At 69.7% G+C, this 17,615-nt stretch carries 16 protein-coding genes and 1 riboswitch; of the genes, 6 read left to right on the top strand and 10 right to left on the bottom strand.

Translation table 11 applies throughout. The features are described 5' to 3' along the window. Positions 1-31 precede the first annotated feature (31 nt). The gene (locus ACQPWZ_RS24280) at positions 32-1,330 is read right to left on the bottom strand and encodes a sugar ABC transporter substrate-binding protein (RefSeq protein WP_340475275.1); all 1,299 of its coding nucleotides are present in this window, start codon (positions 1,328-1,330) and stop codon (positions 32-34) included. 305 nt (positions 1,331-1,635) lie between these two features. Between ACQPWZ_RS24280 and ACQPWZ_RS24275 the strand changes: the two genes are divergently transcribed. From ACQPWZ_RS24275 to ACQPWZ_RS24255, 5 genes are all read left to right on the top strand, one after another. Further along, the gene (locus ACQPWZ_RS24275) at positions 1,636-2,400 is read left to right on the top strand and encodes a GntR family transcriptional regulator (RefSeq protein WP_340477989.1); all 765 of its coding nucleotides are present in this window, start codon (positions 1,636-1,638) and stop codon (positions 2,398-2,400) included. Positions 2,401-2,643: 243 nt separating this feature from the next. Continuing rightward, positions 2,644-4,836 carry a carbon starvation CstA family protein gene (locus ACQPWZ_RS24270; protein WP_340475274.1) on the top strand — a complete coding sequence of 731 codons (2,193 nt, stop codon included), beginning with the start codon at positions 2,644-2,646 and terminating at the stop codon, positions 4,834-4,836. Next, positions 4,833-5,039, top strand: coding sequence for a YbdD/YjiX family protein (locus ACQPWZ_RS24265; protein WP_340475273.1), 207 nt, complete (start codon positions 4,833-4,835; stop codon positions 5,037-5,039). Before ACQPWZ_RS24270 ends, ACQPWZ_RS24265 begins: the two co-directional genes overlap by 4 nt. A 210-nt stretch (positions 5,040-5,249) precedes the next feature. Next, positions 5,250-5,374: riboswitch (cobalamin riboswitch) on the top strand. Between the two features lie 143 nt (positions 5,375-5,517). Beyond that, positions 5,518-7,902 carry a ribonucleoside-diphosphate reductase subunit alpha gene (locus ACQPWZ_RS24260; protein ID WP_405572618.1) on the top strand — a complete coding sequence of 795 codons (2,385 nt, stop codon included), beginning with the start codon at positions 5,518-5,520 and terminating at the stop codon, positions 7,900-7,902. Then, entirely contained in the window at positions 7,902-8,915 is a 1,014-nt protein-coding gene (locus ACQPWZ_RS24255; protein ID WP_313944206.1) for a ribonucleotide-diphosphate reductase subunit beta, read from the top strand. The genes ACQPWZ_RS24260 and ACQPWZ_RS24255 overlap by 1 nt, the downstream gene beginning before the upstream one ends. A gap of 25 nt (positions 8,916-8,940) precedes the next feature. Here ACQPWZ_RS24255 and ACQPWZ_RS24250 read toward each other — a convergent pair whose 3' ends face one another. Continuing rightward, a complete protein-coding gene (locus ACQPWZ_RS24250; RefSeq protein ID WP_433572361.1) occupies positions 8,941-9,171 on the bottom strand; it encodes a hypothetical protein in 231 nt (76 codons plus the stop codon). 82 nt (positions 9,172-9,253) lie between these two features. Between ACQPWZ_RS24250 and ACQPWZ_RS24245 the strand changes: the two genes are divergently transcribed. After that, positions 9,254-10,222, top strand: coding sequence for a GlxA family transcriptional regulator (locus ACQPWZ_RS24245; RefSeq protein WP_340475270.1), 969 nt, complete (start codon positions 9,254-9,256; stop codon positions 10,220-10,222). A 4-nt stretch (positions 10,223-10,226) separates the two neighbouring features. Here ACQPWZ_RS24245 and def read toward each other — a convergent pair whose 3' ends face one another. From def to ACQPWZ_RS24205, 8 genes are all read right to left on the bottom strand, one after another. Beyond that, positions 10,227-10,859, bottom strand: coding sequence for a peptide deformylase (def, locus tag ACQPWZ_RS24240; RefSeq protein ID WP_313944208.1), 633 nt, complete (start codon positions 10,857-10,859; stop codon positions 10,227-10,229). A gap of 80 nt (positions 10,860-10,939) precedes the next feature. Beyond that, positions 10,940-11,947 (bottom strand): tetratricopeptide repeat protein, encoded by a 1,008-nt coding sequence (locus ACQPWZ_RS24235; protein WP_356705764.1) that lies wholly within the window; start codon positions 11,945-11,947, stop codon positions 10,940-10,942. Positions 11,948-12,052: 105 nt separating this feature from the next. After that, complete coding sequence (locus tag ACQPWZ_RS24230) at positions 12,053-13,309, bottom strand: HD-GYP domain-containing protein (protein WP_433572360.1); 1,257 nt, start codon at positions 13,307-13,309, stop codon at positions 12,053-12,055. Further along, a complete protein-coding gene (locus ACQPWZ_RS24225; RefSeq protein WP_433572359.1) occupies positions 13,306-14,688 on the bottom strand; it encodes an HD domain-containing phosphohydrolase in 1,383 nt (460 codons plus the stop codon). The genes ACQPWZ_RS24230 and ACQPWZ_RS24225 overlap by 4 nt, the downstream gene beginning before the upstream one ends. A gap of 205 nt (positions 14,689-14,893) precedes the next feature. Further along, positions 14,894-15,214, bottom strand: a complete 321-nt coding sequence (gene rsrA, locus ACQPWZ_RS24220) for a mycothiol system anti-sigma-R factor (RefSeq protein ID WP_328861689.1) — start codon at positions 15,212-15,214, stop codon at positions 14,894-14,896. Beyond that, positions 15,211-15,876 carry a sigma-70 family RNA polymerase sigma factor gene (locus ACQPWZ_RS24215; protein WP_327680466.1) on the bottom strand — a complete coding sequence of 222 codons (666 nt, stop codon included), beginning with the start codon at positions 15,874-15,876 and terminating at the stop codon, positions 15,211-15,213. Before ACQPWZ_RS24215 ends, rsrA begins: the two co-directional genes overlap by 4 nt. A gap of 258 nt (positions 15,877-16,134) precedes the next feature. Next, positions 16,135-16,770 (bottom strand): alpha/beta hydrolase family protein, encoded by a 636-nt coding sequence (locus tag ACQPWZ_RS24210; protein WP_433572358.1) that lies wholly within the window; start codon positions 16,768-16,770, stop codon positions 16,135-16,137. Positions 16,771-16,794: 24 nt separating this feature from the next. Continuing rightward, on the bottom strand, positions 16,795-17,610 hold the full coding sequence (locus tag ACQPWZ_RS24205; protein WP_433572357.1) for an SOS response-associated peptidase: 816 nt from the start codon (positions 17,608-17,610) through the stop codon (positions 16,795-16,797). Between the last annotated feature and the right edge of the window lie 5 nt (positions 17,611-17,615).

Here is a 17,615-nt window from a genome sequence, read left to right as displayed (position 1 = left end):
GGCCCGCCGCTCCCGCTGGGCGATCAAGTGATCAGGACTTCTCGTTGATCAGCTTGTCGATCTCCGCGTCGGCCGCCTTCGTGGCGTCCGCGACCGACTTGCCCTTGATGATGTCGAGCAGCATCAGCTCGAGGATTTCCTTCTTCTCGATCGCGGACCAGCCCGGGGCGATCGGGGTGAACCAGGCGTCCGGCACGGCGTTGGCGATCGGCGCGGTCTCCGGCTTCGCCTTCAGCGGCTCGAGCTGCTTGGTGTTGTTCGGAAGGATGTTCTTCGAGGCGAGCACGGCCTCGGACTTCTCGCTGGTGAACAGCGAGATCCACTCCTCGCCCAGGTCCTGGTTCTTGGACTTGGAGATGGTGGCGAGGTCGGAGCCGCCGATGAAGGACGGGAGCGCCTTGCCGTCGGGGCCCGGCATACCGGCGGTGCCGATCTTGTCCTTCAGCTTGGGGTTGCCGTTGGCGGCGCTGTCGACGACGCTGCCGGCCTCCCAGCCGTTGCCGTAGAGAAGAGCGGTCTTCTCGTTGGCCATGACGTTGGCGTGGTCCTGCTCGTCCTTGGTCTTGTCGCCGTGGTTGTACTTCTTGACCAGGTCGACGAAGTGCTGGATGCCCTTCTGCGCCTCCGGGGTGGAGAGCGAGGCCTTCCACTCCTTCGAACCGTCGTCGTACTTGGCGATCTCGCCACCGTACGCGGCGACGTAGGACATGGCGGCGTACCAGTAGCGGCCCGGCAGGTAGAGCGGCGAGAAGGCCTTGTCCTTGCCGTACTTCGCCTGGACCTTGTCGAGGGCGGCGGTCAGCTCGGCCTCGGTGGTGGGCAGCGCGTCGGAGCCGGCGCCCGCCTTGAACATGTCCTTGTTGAAGATGGCGACACGCGCACCGGCGTAGTAAGGCACGCAGTAGAGCTTGCCCTCGTAGGTACAGGTGTCCTTCAGACCCTTGATCCAGGTGTCCGAGTTCTCGTACTTCTTCGGGTCGATCTCGCCGACCGCCCCGTTGAGGATGTACGTCATGGTCTCGGTGTTGCCCAGTTCGACCACGTCGGGGAACTTGTCTCCGGCGAGGGCGGCGTCGAGCTTCTTGGTCTTGTCGCCCCACTGCTGGTACTGGACGTTGACCTTCACGCCCGGGTACTTCGCGGCGAACTGGGTGTTGACGTCCTTGACCAGCTCGGGCCAGGTGGACTGAGCGTCCGTCATCAGCCAGACGGTCAGCGTGCCTTTGCGGTCCTTCGGGTCCTTCGCGGACTCGCTGTCGCCGGAGCCACACGCCGCGACCGAAGCCGCCATTGCCGCCACACCCACTGCAGCTATGAGCTTGCGCTTCACGCCACCCTCCTCAAGGGATGCAAGATTTTCCCCCCCACCGCCCGGGAGTCGCACAACACGCAGAGAGACAGTGCTCAGGTCTGCCCGTGGGGCTGGGACCTGGTCTTTAATGGTTTAGACCAGTACCCGGAGCTTGGCCTAGACCTTTAGGGGTGTCAAGGGTGTATAAGAAGGGCAGTCGGGTCCGTTATCGGACCGACACCTGAGGGAGGGCGACGACCCGTGACCGGACCGTGCCACCATGTGAGCCGCGACAGACGGAGGAGCCGGTGACGGCAGCAGCGCAGGAGTCGGGAAGGCGGGCCATGACCACGGACGGGGTGGGAGCGGAGACCGAGGGCGGGGCACAGACCCGGACCGCACGCGTGCCCAAGTACTACCGGCTCAAGCGCCACTTGCTCGACATGACGGAGACGCTGCCGCCGGGCACCCCGGTGCCGCCGGAGCGCACGCTCGCGGCCGAGTTCGACACCTCGCGCACCACGGTGCGTCAGGCGCTTCAGGAACTGGTCGTCGAGGGCAGGCTCGAACGCATCCAGGGCAAGGGCACGTTCGTGGCCAAGCCCAAGGTCTCGCAGGCCCTCCAGCTCACCTCGTACACCGAGGACATGAAGGCCCAGGGCCTGGAACCGACGTCCCAGCTGCTCGACATCGGCTATGTGACGGCCGACGACACGCTCGCCGGACTGCTGGACATCTCGACGGGCGGCCGCGTGCTGCGCATCGAGCGTCTGCGGCTCGCCAGCGGTGAGCCGATGGCGATCGAGACCACCCACCTCTCGGCCAAGCGCTTCCCCGCGCTGCGCCGCAGCCTGGTGAAGTACACCTCGCTCTACACGGCCTTGGCGGAGGTCTACGACGTCCATCTCGCCGAGGCCGAGGAGACGATCGAGACGTCCCTGGCGACCCCGCGCGAGGCCGGCCTGCTGGGCACCGACGTGGGCCTGCCGATGCTGATGCTCTCGCGCCACTCGCTCGACGCGGCAGGCGAGCCGGTCGAGTGGGTGCGCTCGGTCTACCGCGGCGACCGGTACAAGTTCGTGGCCCGTCTGCGGCGGCCGACCGACTGACCCCCCGGGCAGTACGGCGCCCGGCAGCACGCCCCGGAGGCCTCGCCTCCGGGGCTTTGTGCTGTCCGCGCACAGAGCCCGAGGAGGGACGAAGGAGAACGGGTGCGGAATGCAGACGAAAACGGTGCGAATTCATCGCCGTTGCCGTACCGATATGCGGACGGGGGGTGACTCGTATCGAGACGTTCCTTTAGATTTCCTGCGCATTAAAAATGCAGGTGAACAGTGAGGGGACGACCCACCATGCCAGAACCCACACCACCGAATACCGCACCGACGTCATCCCGGAAGCTCACCCCGCGGTCCATCGCCATCTGGGGGCTGGTAGCCCTGGTGGGCGCATCGGGATGGGCTGTGCTGGCACTCTCCCGGGGCGAGGAGATCTCCGCCGCATGGATGCTGGCGGCGGCGCTGGGTTCGTATGCGATCGCGTACCGCTTCTACTCCCGCTTCATTGCCAACCGGGTGCTGAAGGTCGACAAGACCCGCGCCACCCCGGCCGAACGCCTCGACAACGGAATCGACTTCCACCCCACCGACCGGCGCGTGCTCTTCGGGCACCACTTCGCCGCGGTCGCCGGCGCCGGACCACTGGTCGGCCCGGTGCTCGCCGCCCAGATGGGATACCTGCCGGGCACGATCTGGATCGTCGCGGGCGTCATCTTCGCCGGCGCCGTTCAGGACATGGTCACGCTCTTCTTCTCCACCCGCCGGGACGGCCGTTCGCTCGGCCAGATCGCCCGTGACGAGATAGGGCCCTTCGGCGGAGCCGCCGCGCTGATCGCGGTGTTCGCCATCATGATCATCCTGCTGGCGGTGCTGGCGCTGGTCATCGTCAACGCGCTGGCCGACTCACCCTGGGGCGTCTTCTCGATCGCCATGACCATCCCGATCGCCCTCTTCATGGGCGTGTATCTGCGGGTTCTGCGGCCCGGCAGAGTCACCGAGGTCTCGGTCATCGGTGTGGCGCTGCTGCTGCTCGCCATCATCTCGGGCGGCTGGGTCGCGGAGTCCTCGCTCGCGGAGACCTTCACCCTGGAGGCCGGCACGCTGGTCATCTGGATGATCGTCTACGGCTTCCTCGCGTCGGTGCTGCCGGTGTGGATGCTGCTGGCACCTCGCGACTACCTCTCCACGTTCATGAAGGTCGGCACCATCGTGCTGCTGGCCCTCGGCGTGGTGATAGCGCTGCCGACCCTGAAGATGGACGCGGTCACCGAGTTCGCCGGCCGGGGCGACGGTCCGGTGTTCGCCGGATCGATGTTCCCCTTCGTGTTCATCACCATCGCCTGCGGCGCGCTCTCCGGCTTCCACTCCCTGGTCTCCTCGGGCACCACCCCGAAGATGGTCCAGAAGGAGACGCAGATCCGGATGATCGGCTACGGCGCGATGCTGACGGAGTCGTTCGTCGCGATCATGGCGATGATCACGGCCTGCATCATCGACCCGGGTCTCTACTTCGCGGTCAACTCACCGGCCGGTGTCATCGGTCCCACGGTCGAGACCGCGTCCCAGGCCGTCGCCAATCTCGGCTTCACCATCACACCCGACCAACTGGCCCAGGCGGCCAAGGACGTCGAGGAGACCAGCCTGCTGTCGCGGACCGGTGGGGCGCCGACATTCGCTCTGGGCATGTCGGACATCTTCTCGTCCGTGGTCGGCGGCGCCGGGCTGAAGGCCTTCTGGTACCACTTCGCCATCATGTTCGAAGCACTGTTCATCCTCACCACGGTGGACGCGGGCACCCGGGTCGGGCGCTTCATGCTCCAGGACATGCTCGGCAACGTCTACAAGCCGTTCCGTCAGGTCAGCTGGAGGCCCGGCGTCTGGTTCGCGAGCGCGGTCGTCGTGGGCGGCTGGGGCTACTTCCTCTGGGTCGGCGTGCATGACCCGCTGGGCGGCATCAACCAGCTCTTCCCGCTGTTCGGCATCGCCAACCAGTTGCTCGCCGCCGTGGCACTCGCCGTCTGCACCACGCTGCTGGTGAAGTCCGGCCGGCTCAAGTGGGCCTGGGTCACGGCCGTACCGCTCGCCTGGGACGCCGCCGTCACCCTCACCGCGAGCTGGCAGAAGATATTCTCCGGCGACCCACGCGTGGGCTTCTTCACCCAGCGGGACGTCTACCAGTCGGCCATCGACGAGGGCAAGATCCTGCCTCCCGCCAAGACCATGGACGACATGCACACGGTGGTCACCAACTCCACGGTCGACGGAGCGCTCTCGGCTCTCTTCGCACTCTTGATCATCGTGGTCATCGCGGACGCGGGACGCGTCTGCTACAACGCGATCCGGCATCCCGAGAGCGTGAAACTGTCCGAGGTTGCGTACACCGAGTCGAAGATCGTCGCACCGGCCGGACTGATCCCCACCAAGGAGGAGAAGGCCGAGATGGCAGCCGTGGAGGAGAACGTTCCCGCAGCGAGCGGTTCGGCATGAGCACCACGACCAGGGCCCGCCACGTCTTCGGCCGGATCCGGTGGTACGTCAGGGAGTTCACCGGCGAATCGGCCTACGACCGGTACGTCGACCACACCCGCAGCTGCGACCCGGACGCGGACGTGATGAGCCGCCGCGCTTTCGAGCGCAGCCGGACGGACGCACGCGAAGCCGATCCCCGCGAAGGCTTCCGCTGCTGCTGAACGGCTGAAGGGCCCCTGAAGGGCCGCTGCGTTCCCCCGGGAACGCGGCGGCCCTTCGCCGTGAAACCGTGCGCCCACGGGCCGGACCGGGCCCCCGCCGGGGCGTCCCAAGGGCCGTACCGGCCGGGATCACCGGGGCAATGCCACAACTCCCGCGCGCCGCCCCGACACAACATGTGGGGGGTGCCGCAACTGGCGGCCCCCACATGTATGCTCGACCTCGCTGTCGCCGCAGGGGAATCCGGTGCGAATCCGGAACTGTCCCGCAACGGTGTGATGTGGTGCGCTTTGTCGTACCCGAGAGTCCGAAGACCTGCCGACGGTGCATCCGGTTCGACCGATCCGGGTGCCGAGACGTCCGGGCCTCGCGGTTGGGCCGGTGGACGCCGTGCGGAGTGCTGCCCTGCCCTGGGCGCGTACTGCCCGACGGCCCCGCCTCCCCCCCGACGGCCCAGAGCCGAGCGAGGGAGAGCACCACGTGACCATCGCGCCAGCCGATCCGGCAGCAGGCATCGCCGAGCAGCTCGAGGACGGCCCCGGGACCGCGCTGCTGCGGATCCTGACCGACCTCACCGCCGATCTGCCCGACACCGACCCCGGCCGCGTCGCCGCCGCCGCGCTGCGGGGCCGGCACGCCGGTTCGGACACGGCCGAGCTCCGTGGGCTCGCCACCGACGCGGCCGCGGGTCTGATCTCCGAGGACCCCGCCTACTCCCGGCTCGCCGCCCGTCTGTTGACCGGGACGATCGCCGAAGAGGCGTCGGGCCAGGGCGCGGTGTCCTTCTCCGCCTCCGTCGCGGTCGGACACACCGAGGGTCTGATCGCCGACCGGACCGCCGCGTTCGTCACGCTGCACGCGGACCGCCTGGACGCCCTCATCGACACCGAGGCGGACGACCGTTTCGGCTACTTCGGCCTGCGCACCCTCTACAGCCGCTATCTGCTCCGGCACCCGATCACCCGTCAGGTGATCGAGACGCCTCAGCACTTCATGCTGCGGGTCGCCTGTGGTCTGGCCGAGAACGACAGCGTGCGCGCGCTGGACGAGGTGGCCGACCTCTACGGCCTGATGAGCCGCCTCGACTACCTCCCCTCCTCCCCCACGCTGTTCAACTCCGGTACCCGCCACCCCCAGATGTCCTCCTGCTATCTGCTGGACTCGCCGGCGGACGAGCTGGACTCGATCTACGACCGGTACCACCAGGTCGCCCGGCTCTCCAAGCACGCCGGCGGCATCGGACTGTCGTACTCCCGCATCCGCGCCCGCGGTTCCCTGATCAGGGGCACCAACGGCCATTCCAACGGCATCGTGCCGTTCCTGAAGACCCTCGACGCCTCGGTCGCCGCGGTGAACCAGGGCGGACGTCGCAAGGGCGCGGCCGCCGTCTACCTGGAGACCTGGCACGCGGACATCGAGGAGTTCCTGGAGCTGCGCGACAACACCGGCGAGGACGCCCGGCGTACGCACAATCTGAACCTCGCGCACTGGATTCCCGACGAGTTCATGCGCCGTGTCGACGCCGACGCCCCGTGGTCGCTGTTCTCGCCTGCCGACGTCCCCGAGCTCGTCGACCTGTGGGGCGACGCGTTCGACGCGGCGTACCGCGACGCCGAGGCGAAGGGCCTGGCCCGCAAGACCATGCCCGCGCGTGAGCTGTACGGCCGGATGATGCGCACGCTCGCGCAGACCGGCAACGGCTGGATGACCTTCAAGGACTCCTCCAACCGCACGGCCAACCAGACCGCCGAGCCCGGCCACACCGTGCACTCGTCCAACCTGTGCACCGAGATCCTGGAGGTGACGGACGACGGCGAGACGGCCGTCTGCAACCTCGGCTCGGTGAACCTCGGCGCGTTCGTGCTGGCGGACGGCGCCGGTGAGGGGATCGACTGGGAGCGCCTGGACGAGGCCGTCCGGACCGCCGTCACCTTCCTCGACCGCGTCGTCGACATCAACTTCTACCCGACCGAGCAGGCCGGCCGCTCCAACGCCAAGTGGCGTCCGGTGGGCCTCGGCGCGATGGGTCTTCAGGACGTCTTCTTCAAGCTGCGGCTGCCGTTCGACTCCCCCGCCGCCCGCGCCCTGTCGACCCGCATCGCCGAGCGCATCATGCTCGCCGCGTACGAGGCGTCCGCCGACCTCGCCGAGCGCAACGGGCCCCTGCCCGCCTGGGAGAAGACCCGTACCGCGCGCGGTGTGCTGCACCCCGACCACTACGGCGTCGAGCTCAACTGGCCCGAGCGCTGGGCCGCCCTGCGGGAACGTATCGCCACGACCGGCATGCGCAACTCGCTGCTCCTCGCCATCGCCCCGACGGCGACGATCGCCTCCATCGCGGGCGTCTACGAGTGCATCGAGCCGCAGGTCTCCAACCTCTTCAAGCGCGAGACGCTCAGCGGTGAGTTCCTCCAGGTCAACGCCTACCTGGTGGAGGAGCTGAAGCGGCTCGGCGTGTGGGACGCGCAGTCCCGTGAGGCGCTGCGCGAGTCCAGCGGTTCGGTGCAGGGCTTCAGCTGGATCCCGGCCGATGTGCGCGAGCTGTACCGCACGGCGTGGGAGATCCCGCAGCGCGGTCTGATCGACATGGCCGCGGCCCGCACCCCGTTCCTCGACCAGTCGCAGTCGCTGAATCTGTTCCTCGAGACGCCGACCATCGGGAAGCTCAGCTCGATGTACGCGTACGCCTGGAAGCAGGGTCTGAAGACGACGTACTACCTGCGCTCGCGCCCCGCGACCCGGATCGCCCGTGCGGCCGGCTCCGGAGCCGCGACCACGGCCCCCATCCCCGTACAGGCGACGCCGGAGACCGACGCGGTCGCCTGCTCCCTGGAGAACCCCGAGTCCTGCGAGGCCTGCCAGTAATGAGTGCTCCCGAGAAGAACCTGCTCGACCCGGGATTCGAGCTGACCCTGCGTCCGATGCGCTACCCGGACTTCTACGAGCGCTACCGCGACGCGATCAAGAACACCTGGACCGTCGAGGAGGTCGACCTCCACTCCGACGTGTCCGACCTCGCCAAGCTGTCCCCCGGTGAGCAGCACATGATCGGCCGGCTGGTCGCGTTCTTCGCGACGGGCGACTCGATCGTCTCCAACAACCTGGTGCTCACGCTCTACAAGCACATCAACTCCCCCGAGGCGCGGCTGTATCTGAGCCGTCAGCTCTTCGAGGAGGCGGTGCACGTCCAGTTCTATCTGACGCTGCTGGACACCTACCTCCCCGACCCGGACGACCGGGCGGCCGCGTTCGACGCGGTCGAGGAGATCCCCTCCATCCGTGAGAAGGCGCAGTTCTGCTTCCGGTGGATGGACTCGGTCGAGAAGATCGACCGGCTGGAGACGCAGGCCGACCGCCGGCGCTTCCTGCTGAACCTGATCTGCTTCGCGGCGTGCATCGAGGGACTGTTCTTCTACGGCGCGTTCGCCTACGTCTACTGGTTCCGCTCCCGCGGGCTGCTGCACGGCCTCGCCACCGGCACCAACTGGGTGTTCCGCGACGAGACCATGCACATGAACTTCGCCTTCGAGGTGGTGGACACGGTCCGCAAGGAGGAGCCGGAGCTCTTCGACGACGCGCTGCGTCAGCAGGTCACCGACATGCTGAAGGAGGCGGTCGAGGCGGAGCTGCAGTTCGGCCGTGACCTGTGCGGCGACGGTCTGCCGGGCATGAACACCGAGTCCATGCGTGAGTATCTCCAGTGTGTCGCCGACCAGCGGCTCACCCGGCTGGGCTTCGCGCCGGTGTACGGGTCGGAGAACCCGTTCTCCTTCATGGAGTTGCAGGGTGTCCAGGAGCTGACGAACTTCTTCGAGCGCCGTCCGTCCGCCTACCAGGTGGCGGTCGAGGGCTCGGTCGGCTTCGACGACGACTTCTAGGCTGCCGACAGGCCGACAGGCCGTACTAGGCCGCCTTGCCCCAGTCGCGCCCCGCCCCCTGGTGAAGCCGGGGTGCGGGGCGCCGGCCGTGGGCCCCAGCGGTGGTCGTGGCTGCGGGACGCCCGGACTCCAGGCGTCCCGCGGCCTCCCGCAGCTGACGGTCGACGGCACGGTCCCTGGCATGCCCCACCAGGGACGGAAGAGTGATCAGTGCGAACAGGGCGATCACGAACAGGTACTCCAGGAATGCGTTCATGTCCTCCACTGTCGTCCTCGGACGGCAAAGAAGTCAGTGGCAGGACTGTCATGAACCATCGAATTACTGCCACACTGGGGCCATGCTGAAAAACGTGGCCGCCGTCCTCCTTGAGGGCGTGCATCCCTTCGAACTCGGCGTGATCAGCGAGGTGTTCGGCCTCGACCGGAGCGAGGACGGCATGCCCGTCTACGACTTCGCCGTGGTCTCCGCCGCGGGACCCACGCTGCACACGCACGCCGGGTTCAGCATCACCACACAGCACGGCCTGGAGCGGCTGGAGGACGCGGATCTGATCGCCGTTCCCACCGGCGGCGACTACCCGACCCGGGACTACCCCAAGGAGTTGCTGGACGCGCTGCGCCGCGCGGTCGACCGGGGCGCTCGGGTGATCAGCGTCTGCACGGGCGCCTTCGTCCTCGGTGCGGCGGGACTGCTCGACGGCCGCCGCTGCACCACCCACTGGCGGCACACCGGCATCCTGGCCGAGCGCCATCCGCTGGCCGTCGTCGACCCCGACGTGCTGTACGTGGACGAGGGTTCGGTCATCACCTCGGCCGGCACCGCCGCCGCGATCGACGCCTGCCTCCATGTGGTGCGCCAGGAGCACGGCCCGGAGGTCGCCAACCACATCGCCCGGCGGATGGTGGTGCCGCCGCATCGCGACGGCGGCCAGGCGCAGTACATCGAACGCCCGCTTCCGCGGACCCGGTGCGACACGGTCGGCGACGTCCTCGCCTGGATGGAACGGCATCTGGACCGCGAGATGACCGTGGAACAGCTCGCGGAGCGTGCCCACATGTCACCGCGGACCTTCGCCCGCCGCTTCCAGCAGGAGACCGGGACGACGCCCTACCGCTGGCTGCTGCGACAGCGGGTGCTGCTGTCGCAGGAGCTGCTGGAGTCGACGGACGACACGGTGGACACGATCGCGGGACGGTCCGGGTTCGGCAACGCGGCGGCGCTGCGCCACCACTTCCTCCGCACCCTCGGCACCACGCCGAACGCCTACCGCCGCACCTTCCGCGGACCGGTGCGGACCGTCGCCTGACGGCTCACTCGTTGGGCACGACCGGGTAGCGCGGCGTGCCCTCGGCCATCTGCCGCAGCGCGTCCTTGCGCTCCCGCTTGGAGAGCCGGTCGATGTACAGGTAGCCGTACAGGTGGTCCGTCTCGTGCTGGAGGCAGCGCGCGAAATAGCCGGTGCCACGCACCTTGATCGGGTTGCCCTGGGCGTCCTGGCCGCGCACCACCGCGTAGTCGGGGCGGGCCAGCGAGGCGTAGGCGGTCGGGACGGAGAGGCAGCCCTCGTTGGCGTCGTCCAGCACGCGCAGCTCCGGAGGCAGCTCCTCCAGGACCGGGTTGCAGACCACACCGACGTGCCGCACACCGTCGTCGTCGGGGCAGTCGTAGACGAAGACCTTCTGGTCCACGCCGATCTGGTTGGCGGCCAGGCCGACGCCCTCGGCGGTGCGCTGGCTCGCGAACATGTCGTCGATCAGCGAGGCGAGCTTGTCGTCGAAGGCGGTGACGTCCTTGCACTCCGTGTGGAGGACGGGGTTGCCGACGACCGTGATCGGGCGCGAGGTGCCCCGCTCGCGATGGGCGAGCTCACGTGCCTCGCAGTCCTCCGTGTCCACGACGAAACCATCGTTGACCTGCTGGTCCGTCTCCTGCTGCGACGCCATGTCAGCCGTACGCCTTCCTCAATACCCGATGCGAGCCCGGTGGCCGGTCACTCTGTGTCCGTACAGCCTACGGGCAGGCGTCAGCAGACTTCCTCGAGATCCCGCCACTCGCGGGTGTCCGGGCTGTCCGCGACCCACCCGTCGAGCAGTCCGCGCACCAGACCGGCGGGGGCGGCGATGCCGCACTCGCGCTCCGGCGACCACAGATCGCCGGCCGTACGGTGGCCGAGCGGGCCGGGATGGCCGGGCTCGCTGTGATCGTGCGGATCGAGGTGCTCGCCCTCGCCCTCGGCGCTCGGCATCCGGCTCTCGGAACAGGCCCGGCACAGCAGTCGTACCGACGAGGACCAGTCCTCGGCGGCGAATCCGGCGTCCGACGCCAGCTGCTCCAGGGCGTCCCGGTCGGCCTCGGTGGCCGCCTCCAGCAGTACCACCCAGGTGGGCACAGGAGACGGCGCCCAGAGCTCGATCTCGTCGAAGACGGGGTAGGACGGGCCCGCGGACGTGGTCCGCTCGCCGTTCGGCACACCGTCGTGCAGCACGACCTCGCCCCAGCGGCGGCCGGAGGAGGGCAGCGGGATCGACAGCACCTCTATCCGGGCCGGGTCGAGCCTGCGGCCCCACACCACTTCGGCCTCGCCCTCGGGCGACAGCCGTACGGCGGCGCTGCCGAGGTCCATGCCGACCGGTTCGCCGTTCGCCGCGGCCGCACCGGCGCCACCCGCGCGGGTGGGGCTGCCGGGCACCTTGAGCCCGTACGCCTGCCAGGCACGGCGGGCGAGCGGCCAGTCCTGGAGGGCGGTGGCCGCGATGCCGACGTTCCACCAGTCGGGGGCCCCGGTCTCCTTGTCCAGCAGGGCGACCGCGCGCAGACCGGCGGCCCTGGCCTGCTCCCAGTCGTGCCGGAACTTGTGCAGCAGGGCGAGATTGAACCAGGACTCGGAGAGCCAGGGCTCAAGGTCCGCCGCTCGTGTCAGCAGAGCGCCCGCGTCCTCGTACCGGCCGTCGCCGATCAGCGTGAACGCGCGGTCGGTGGCCTGCCGCCACGAGGCGGAGGGCCGATGCCGTACCTTCCCGAAGATCCTCACGATTCCCGCCTGCCGGTCGCTCGGGTCAATGCCCCCGCACGCTGCTTGTGTGTCCTCATTTGCATCCAACCATGCCCGGTCGGAGGCTGACTCATTACCCATGGGTTACCCAGGTGGGGCGGGGGCCAGACCGCCTCTCGCCAGGACTCTGGCAAGTGATTCGACCACCTCCGGCTGATAGTCCTGTCCGGTACCGAGGCGGAGCCGTTCGAGTGCCCCGAGGGCCCCGCCCGCGGAGCGTCCGCTTCCCCCTGTCAGATCGTCGTATGCGTTGACGGCACGGACAATCCGGGCGGGAAGCGGCTGTTCGCGGTACGGGTCGGCCTGGCGCTCCACGACGACGGCGACGGCGGACGGGACTCCGGTCTGGCGGACGACGGCTCCGCCGAGAAGCGCTATACGGCGCTGTTCGGGCACGGGCAGGAGGGTCGTGGCCCCGTCCGGCACGGGGTCCACGAGGGAGAGCTGGCCGATGTCGTGCATCAGCGCCGCGTACTCCAGAACGGTCAGATCGCCTCCGGTGAGCCCCAGCTCCCGCCCGACGGCGGTGGAGAGGGATGCGACCCGGCGGGCATGGCCCGGCCTGGTGTATCCGGCGATCTCCGTCGCCCGCGCGAGTGAGGCGATGGTCTGCCGGTAGGTGGTCCTGACGGCCGCGTAGCGCCGGAAGGACAGCTGGGTGAGCAGGAGGGGCACACAGAAGACGGGCAGCGCCCACAGCCCGGCGACGGCGACGGCGAGCGCCATCACGGCCCCGGTGGCGCAGACGGCGGACCCTATGCCGAGGATCGCCCGCAGCTCGTCGCGCAGCAGCGGCCCGTACGGGAAGCCGGTGCGGGCGCGCAGCATCGCCGCGGCGAGCACCGCGTCGCACAGGGCCGTCAGGAGCAGCAGCACGAGCAGGAAGAGCGCGTAGTACGGGCCCTGACCGAGCCGGCGCTCCAGCTCGCCCGAGTTGTAGAGCGGCTGGAAACAGACGGCGGCGAACCCGACGGTGAGCACCCGGCGGGCGACATGGTCCAGCGCGGGTCCGCGTCCGCGCGCCACATGGAGGACGGCCCCCACGAGCGCGGCCGCCACGACGACGGCGACCACCTGGAGGACGCCGTGGCTGGTGTCCCTGCCCGCGCACTCCCCGAGCAGGGCGTACGCGAGCGCCCCGGCGGCCCCGATCGGCGCGGGTTCCCGCTCCCCCGGCCCCGCCCCCCAGCGGGCGAGCTCGCCGACGACGATGAGCGCGCCGAAGGCCAGGGCGTAGCCGGGCTGCTCCAGACCGGCCCAGAGGGTCCACGCGAGACCGGCGCAGGTCAGTGTGGCGGCCGCGCCGTGAACGACGCGCACGGCGCCGGTCCCCGGCGTCACACCCCGCCGCCGGGGGTGCGGTTGCCGCGGCGTCTGGCGGGGACCACGGCCGGCTGCGGCGGGATGCCTGCCCGCGGGGTCCGCGCGCCCGGCGGACCGGGCTCGTCCGAGGTGACGGCCGTCTCCCAGCCGTGCCGCTCCAGCGCGCAGGCCAGGGCGCGCACCATCTGCGGGTCGAACTGGGTACCCGCGCACCGCCGCAGTTCCGCCAGCGCCGCCGGCACGGGCCGGGCCCGCCGGTAGGAACGGGTCGAGGTCATCGCGTCGAAGGCGTCCGCCACGGCGACGACGCGGGCGAACTCGGGAATCTGCCGGCCGGTGAGCCCGTAGGGGTATCCGCTGCCGTCGAGCCGCTCGTGGTGGTGCAGGATCGCGGCCCGCGCCTCGCCGAGGAAACCGATGCCGCGCACCATCTCGTGGCCGTACTCGGGATGCAGTTCGATGACCCGGCGCTCGTCGGGGGTGAGGGGACCGTCCTTGCGCAGCACCCGGGTGGGCACGCCCAGCTTGCCCACGTCGTGGAGGATCCCGGCGAACCGGAGCATCTCCAGGCGCTCCTCGTCCATGTCGAGTTCGCGCGCGATGAGGGCCGAGGCCCGTCCCACCCGCTCGCTGTGCCCGCGGGTGTACTTGTCCTTCAGGTCGACGGCCTGCACCAGGGCCCGGATGGTGGCCTGGTGGGCCGCGCGCTCGCGGTGGTACTGCGCGAAGATCCAGCAGGAGATGTACATCGGCAGCAGCACGAAGAGCGCGGACAGCGGGCCGTACGGACTCGCCCACAGCACCGCCATCATGAGCCCGGCCAGCCCGTGCACCAGATGCGGCACGAGGGAGCGCAGCGCCGGACCGCGCCACGCGGTGCGCAGGGGCAGCCGCTCCGCGGTCGCGAGGATGCCGCCGTCGAGAGCGGTGACGGCGAGGCAGAAGGCGAGCGCGCCGCCGGCGGCCGTCAGGAGTGCCTGGGGAAAGTCGGGTGCGCGCAGGACGTGTTCGCCGCCGAGCAGCAGATAGACCTGGGCGGCGCTCCAGGTGGCGAGGGTCAGCTGGGCCGCCCGCCAGATCCGCCGGACACCCGTCGGCCGCAGGTCGACCCGTCCCAGCAGGGCGCCGGGCACGGCGACCAGCGCGGCCTGCGCCGGGGGCAGCAGGAACGCGGCGGCGAGCAGCACCGGGAAGAAGGAGCCGGCCGCGACGGGCACCGAACTGCCGAGGTAGCGGCAGCGGGCGGGCAGTTCGCAGACGGCGTAGAGCCCGGCGAGCAGGCCGACGGCCCTCCATCCACCCGGGACGTCCTGCCGCAGCGCGGGCAGGACGCAGGCCACGGCGCAGAGCAGGGCGGCCAGAATGTACGCACGTGCCGATGCCGGTACGGACCTCACCGCCCCGCCCCCTCCCAAATCGAGCGCAAGGCTAGCGAGTTGGCGGAGACATGGCGGGGCGTTGGCCACCTTTCGCACAGACGGGTGACGCGCGGGCGCCACGGCGCGGTCTGACACCGCGGCGCGGCGCGTCAGGCACCCGCCCATGAAAAAGGTGCGCCACGCATCTCGTGGCGCACCGTTTTCGCTGCTGCGGCGTCCTGAACTACTCCTGGGCGAGGCCCGGCAGCTCGCTGCCCGCGACCGTCACGTCCTGCTCGGGGACGGCCTGTCCCGAGCGGATCAGATCGATGCGGCCCATGACCTTGGCGCGCAGGTCCGTGGGCACGTCGTCATGCCCGCAGCAGCGCTTGACCAGCTTCTTCACGGCCTGCTCGAGCCCGTACTTCTCCAGGCACGGGGAGCACTCCTCGAAGTGGACCTCGAACTTGGTGCAGTCGCTGTCGGGCATCTCTCGGTCGAGAAACTCATAGAGATGGTCCAGGACCTCTGAGCAGTCCGTCTCGTGCGGCTCTCCGCAGCTCATGAGCCCGAGCCTTTCGCTTCGTTCGACTCCCCCGCACCAGCCGGGACGAGTCCGCGCTCACGTGCGTAGTCCTCGAGCATGCCGCGCAGTTGACGGCGGCCCCGGTGCAGGCGGGACATCACCGTCCCGATGGGTGTTCCCATGATGTCCGCGATCTCCTTGTACGCAAAGCCCTCGACGTCTGCGAGATAGACCGCGATACGGAACTCCTCGGGAATGGCCTGCAGCGCGGCCTTCACGTCCGAGTCGGGGAGATGGTCGAGAGCCTGCGACTCCGCGGAGCGCAGTCCCGTCGACATGTGCGACTCGGCCCGGGCCAGCTGCCAGTCCTCGATCTCCTCGGCGGCACTGCGCTGGGGCTCGCGCTGCTTCTTCCGGTACGAGTTGATGAAGGTGTTCGTGAGAATCCGGTACATCCACGCCTTGAGGTTGGTCCCCTCACGGAACTGGTGGAAGGACCCGTACGCCTTGGCATACGTCTCCTGCACGAGATCCTCGGCATCGGCCGGATTGCGCGTCATGCGCAGGGCGGCGGAGTACATCTGGTCGAGGAAGCCGAGGGCGTCACGCTCGAAACGGGCGTTGCGCTCCGCGGGCGTCTCTTCCGGCTGTGCCGCCTGGCCGTCGTCCGTCCCTGCGTCGGTCCCAGTGACCGGACCCACCTCCTCCAACGCTGTGGCGAGGCCGAATGCGGACCCGCTCGAATCGGAGAATAGTCGACCTTCGGTTGCCGGCTCCTGCCGATCCACTCCGCCCGCCGCCCGTACGGGGGCGCTCTTGCCTGCCGAGAGCACGGTCCACTCCAGGTCAGCGGCGTGCCTGCGGCTCGGGCAGATGGTCGAACCCATGCGACGGACTCCCTACTCCATGCTCCGGTTACTGACGTACAGACATCCCGCACAACAGAGCCGGGACCCCGGTCATTCCCGCAGCCGCGCCAGCCAGGCGCGCACCGCGTCCGTGATGGTTGTCACGGTCTCCTCCTCGGTGATGCCGGCGCTCTTGGCGACGGCGAAGCCGTGATCCGCGTGCTCCACCTCGACCAGCTCGTACGCACCGTCCGGGAATTCGCGGGGCCTGCCGAAGGGGTCGTTGCCGCCCTGGACGACGAGTGTCGGCACCCCGGCGCCGAGGAGTTCCCCGGCCCGCGACTTCTCGGGCCTGCCGGGCGGGTGCAGCGGAAAGCTGAGGGCGAGGACCGCGACCGCCCCGAGCTCCCGCGCGGTCCGGCAGGCCACCCGCGCACCGGCGCTGCGCCCTCCGGCGACGACGGGCAGGCCGGGCGCGGCGAGGGCCGGCCACAGGGCCCGCCAGCCGACGTCGAGGGTCTTGGGCGCGGGTGCGAGCTTCTTCCCCGCCACGCGCCAGGGCTGCTCCACCAGAGCGACGGTGACCCCGTCGGCGGGCAGCGCGGCGGCGATCCCCTGGAGGTCGCGGGCACCGATGCCGCCGCCGGCCCCGTGGCCGAGGGCCAGCACGGTGGTGGCGTTCTCGGCCGCGTACCAGGTGACACGGGCGTCCCCGGCCGGGGTTTCGACGATCTCGTTGTTCTTCACGCAGCCATCTTGGGCCGCGCCGGGTCAGAACAGCGTGCTCTCCTGCGGCGCCGCGAGTTCTTCCAGCAGTTCCGGTCCGTTGTTGCGCACATTGCTGACCGCCGTCGTCACCGGGTACGCCCGCATCAGGCCCTCCGGCGGCGGCTGGAGCAGCGACTTCAGCTCGTCCACGTCCGTCCGGGAGGGGTCCAGCCAGGCGTCCCACCGGTCCGGCGTGAGCATCAGCGGCATCCGGGGGTGGATGTCGGACAGCGAGCGCGGTCCTTCGGCGGGTGCCACGCCGAGCGGTCCCCTCTCGGCCTCCGTGGTGATCACCGAGCAGGTCACCCACCACGCCTGGGGATGGTCGTCGGGCAGGGTGCTGTCCCGCCAGAACTCGTACAGACCGGCCATGGCGAACACCGAGCCGTCCGCGGGGGTGACGAAGTACGGCTGCTTCCTCGGCCGCTTCTTCTTGCCCTGCTCCTCCAGCTGCCGTTCCTCCGCCGCGGTCACCCACTCGTAATAGCCGTCGGCCGGCAGGATGCAGCGGCGCGAGACGAAGGGCTTGCGGAACGACGGCTTCTCGTGCACGGTCTCCGCCCGGGCGTTGATCATCCGGGCCCCGCCCTCGGGCGTCTTCGCCCAGGACGGCACGAGCCCCCACTTCAGCGAGCGGAGCTGGCGAACCGGGCGGGGGTCCTCCGCGTCTTTGAGAGGGCGTTCGAGAATCGCGTAGACCTCTTTGGTCGGGGCGACGTTGAAATCGGGAGCCAGCGTCTCCTTCGGCTCCCACTTCTCGACCTCGAAGAGTCCGGTGAGGTCCTCGGGCCTACGACTGGCTGCATACCGTCCGCACATAAGTG

It is taken from the genome of Streptomyces sp. CA-251247, from assembly GCF_050952975.1.
Classification (GTDB): Bacteria; Actinomycetota; Actinomycetes; order Streptomycetales; family Streptomycetaceae; genus Streptomyces; species Streptomyces achmelvichensis.
Note: the sequence above shows the minus strand (reverse complement) of the source record. Positions and strands in the feature narration are given on the sequence as shown.

Excerpts from the sequence above, each read along its gene's own strand:
- ACQPWZ_RS24275 (WP_340477989.1), top strand. The coding sequence starts at position 1,636 with ATGACCACGGACGGGGTGGGAGCGGAGACCGAGGGCGGGGCACAGACC.
- ACQPWZ_RS24270 (WP_340475274.1), top strand. The coding sequence starts at position 2,644 with ATGCCAGAACCCACACCACCGAATACCGCACCGACGTCATCCCGGAAG.
- ACQPWZ_RS24265 (WP_340475273.1), top strand. The coding sequence starts at position 4,833 with ATGAGCACCACGACCAGGGCCCGCCACGTCTTCGGCCGGATCCGGTGG.
- ACQPWZ_RS24255 (WP_313944206.1), top strand. The coding sequence starts at position 7,902 with ATGAGTGCTCCCGAGAAGAACCTGCTCGACCCGGGATTCGAGCTGACC.
- ACQPWZ_RS24250 (WP_433572361.1), bottom strand. The coding sequence starts at position 9,171 with ATGAACGCATTCCTGGAGTACCTGTTCGTGATCGCCCTGTTCGCACTG.
- ACQPWZ_RS24245 (WP_340475270.1), top strand. The coding sequence starts at position 9,254 with ATGCTGAAAAACGTGGCCGCCGTCCTCCTTGAGGGCGTGCATCCCTTC.
- def (WP_313944208.1), bottom strand. The coding sequence starts at position 10,859 with ATGGCGTCGCAGCAGGAGACGGACCAGCAGGTCAACGATGGTTTCGTC.
- rsrA (WP_328861689.1), bottom strand. The coding sequence starts at position 15,214 with ATGAGCTGCGGAGAGCCGCACGAGACGGACTGCTCAGAGGTCCTGGAC.
- ACQPWZ_RS24205 (WP_433572357.1), bottom strand. The coding sequence starts at position 17,610 with ATGTGCGGACGGTATGCAGCCAGTCGTAGGCCCGAGGACCTCACCGGA.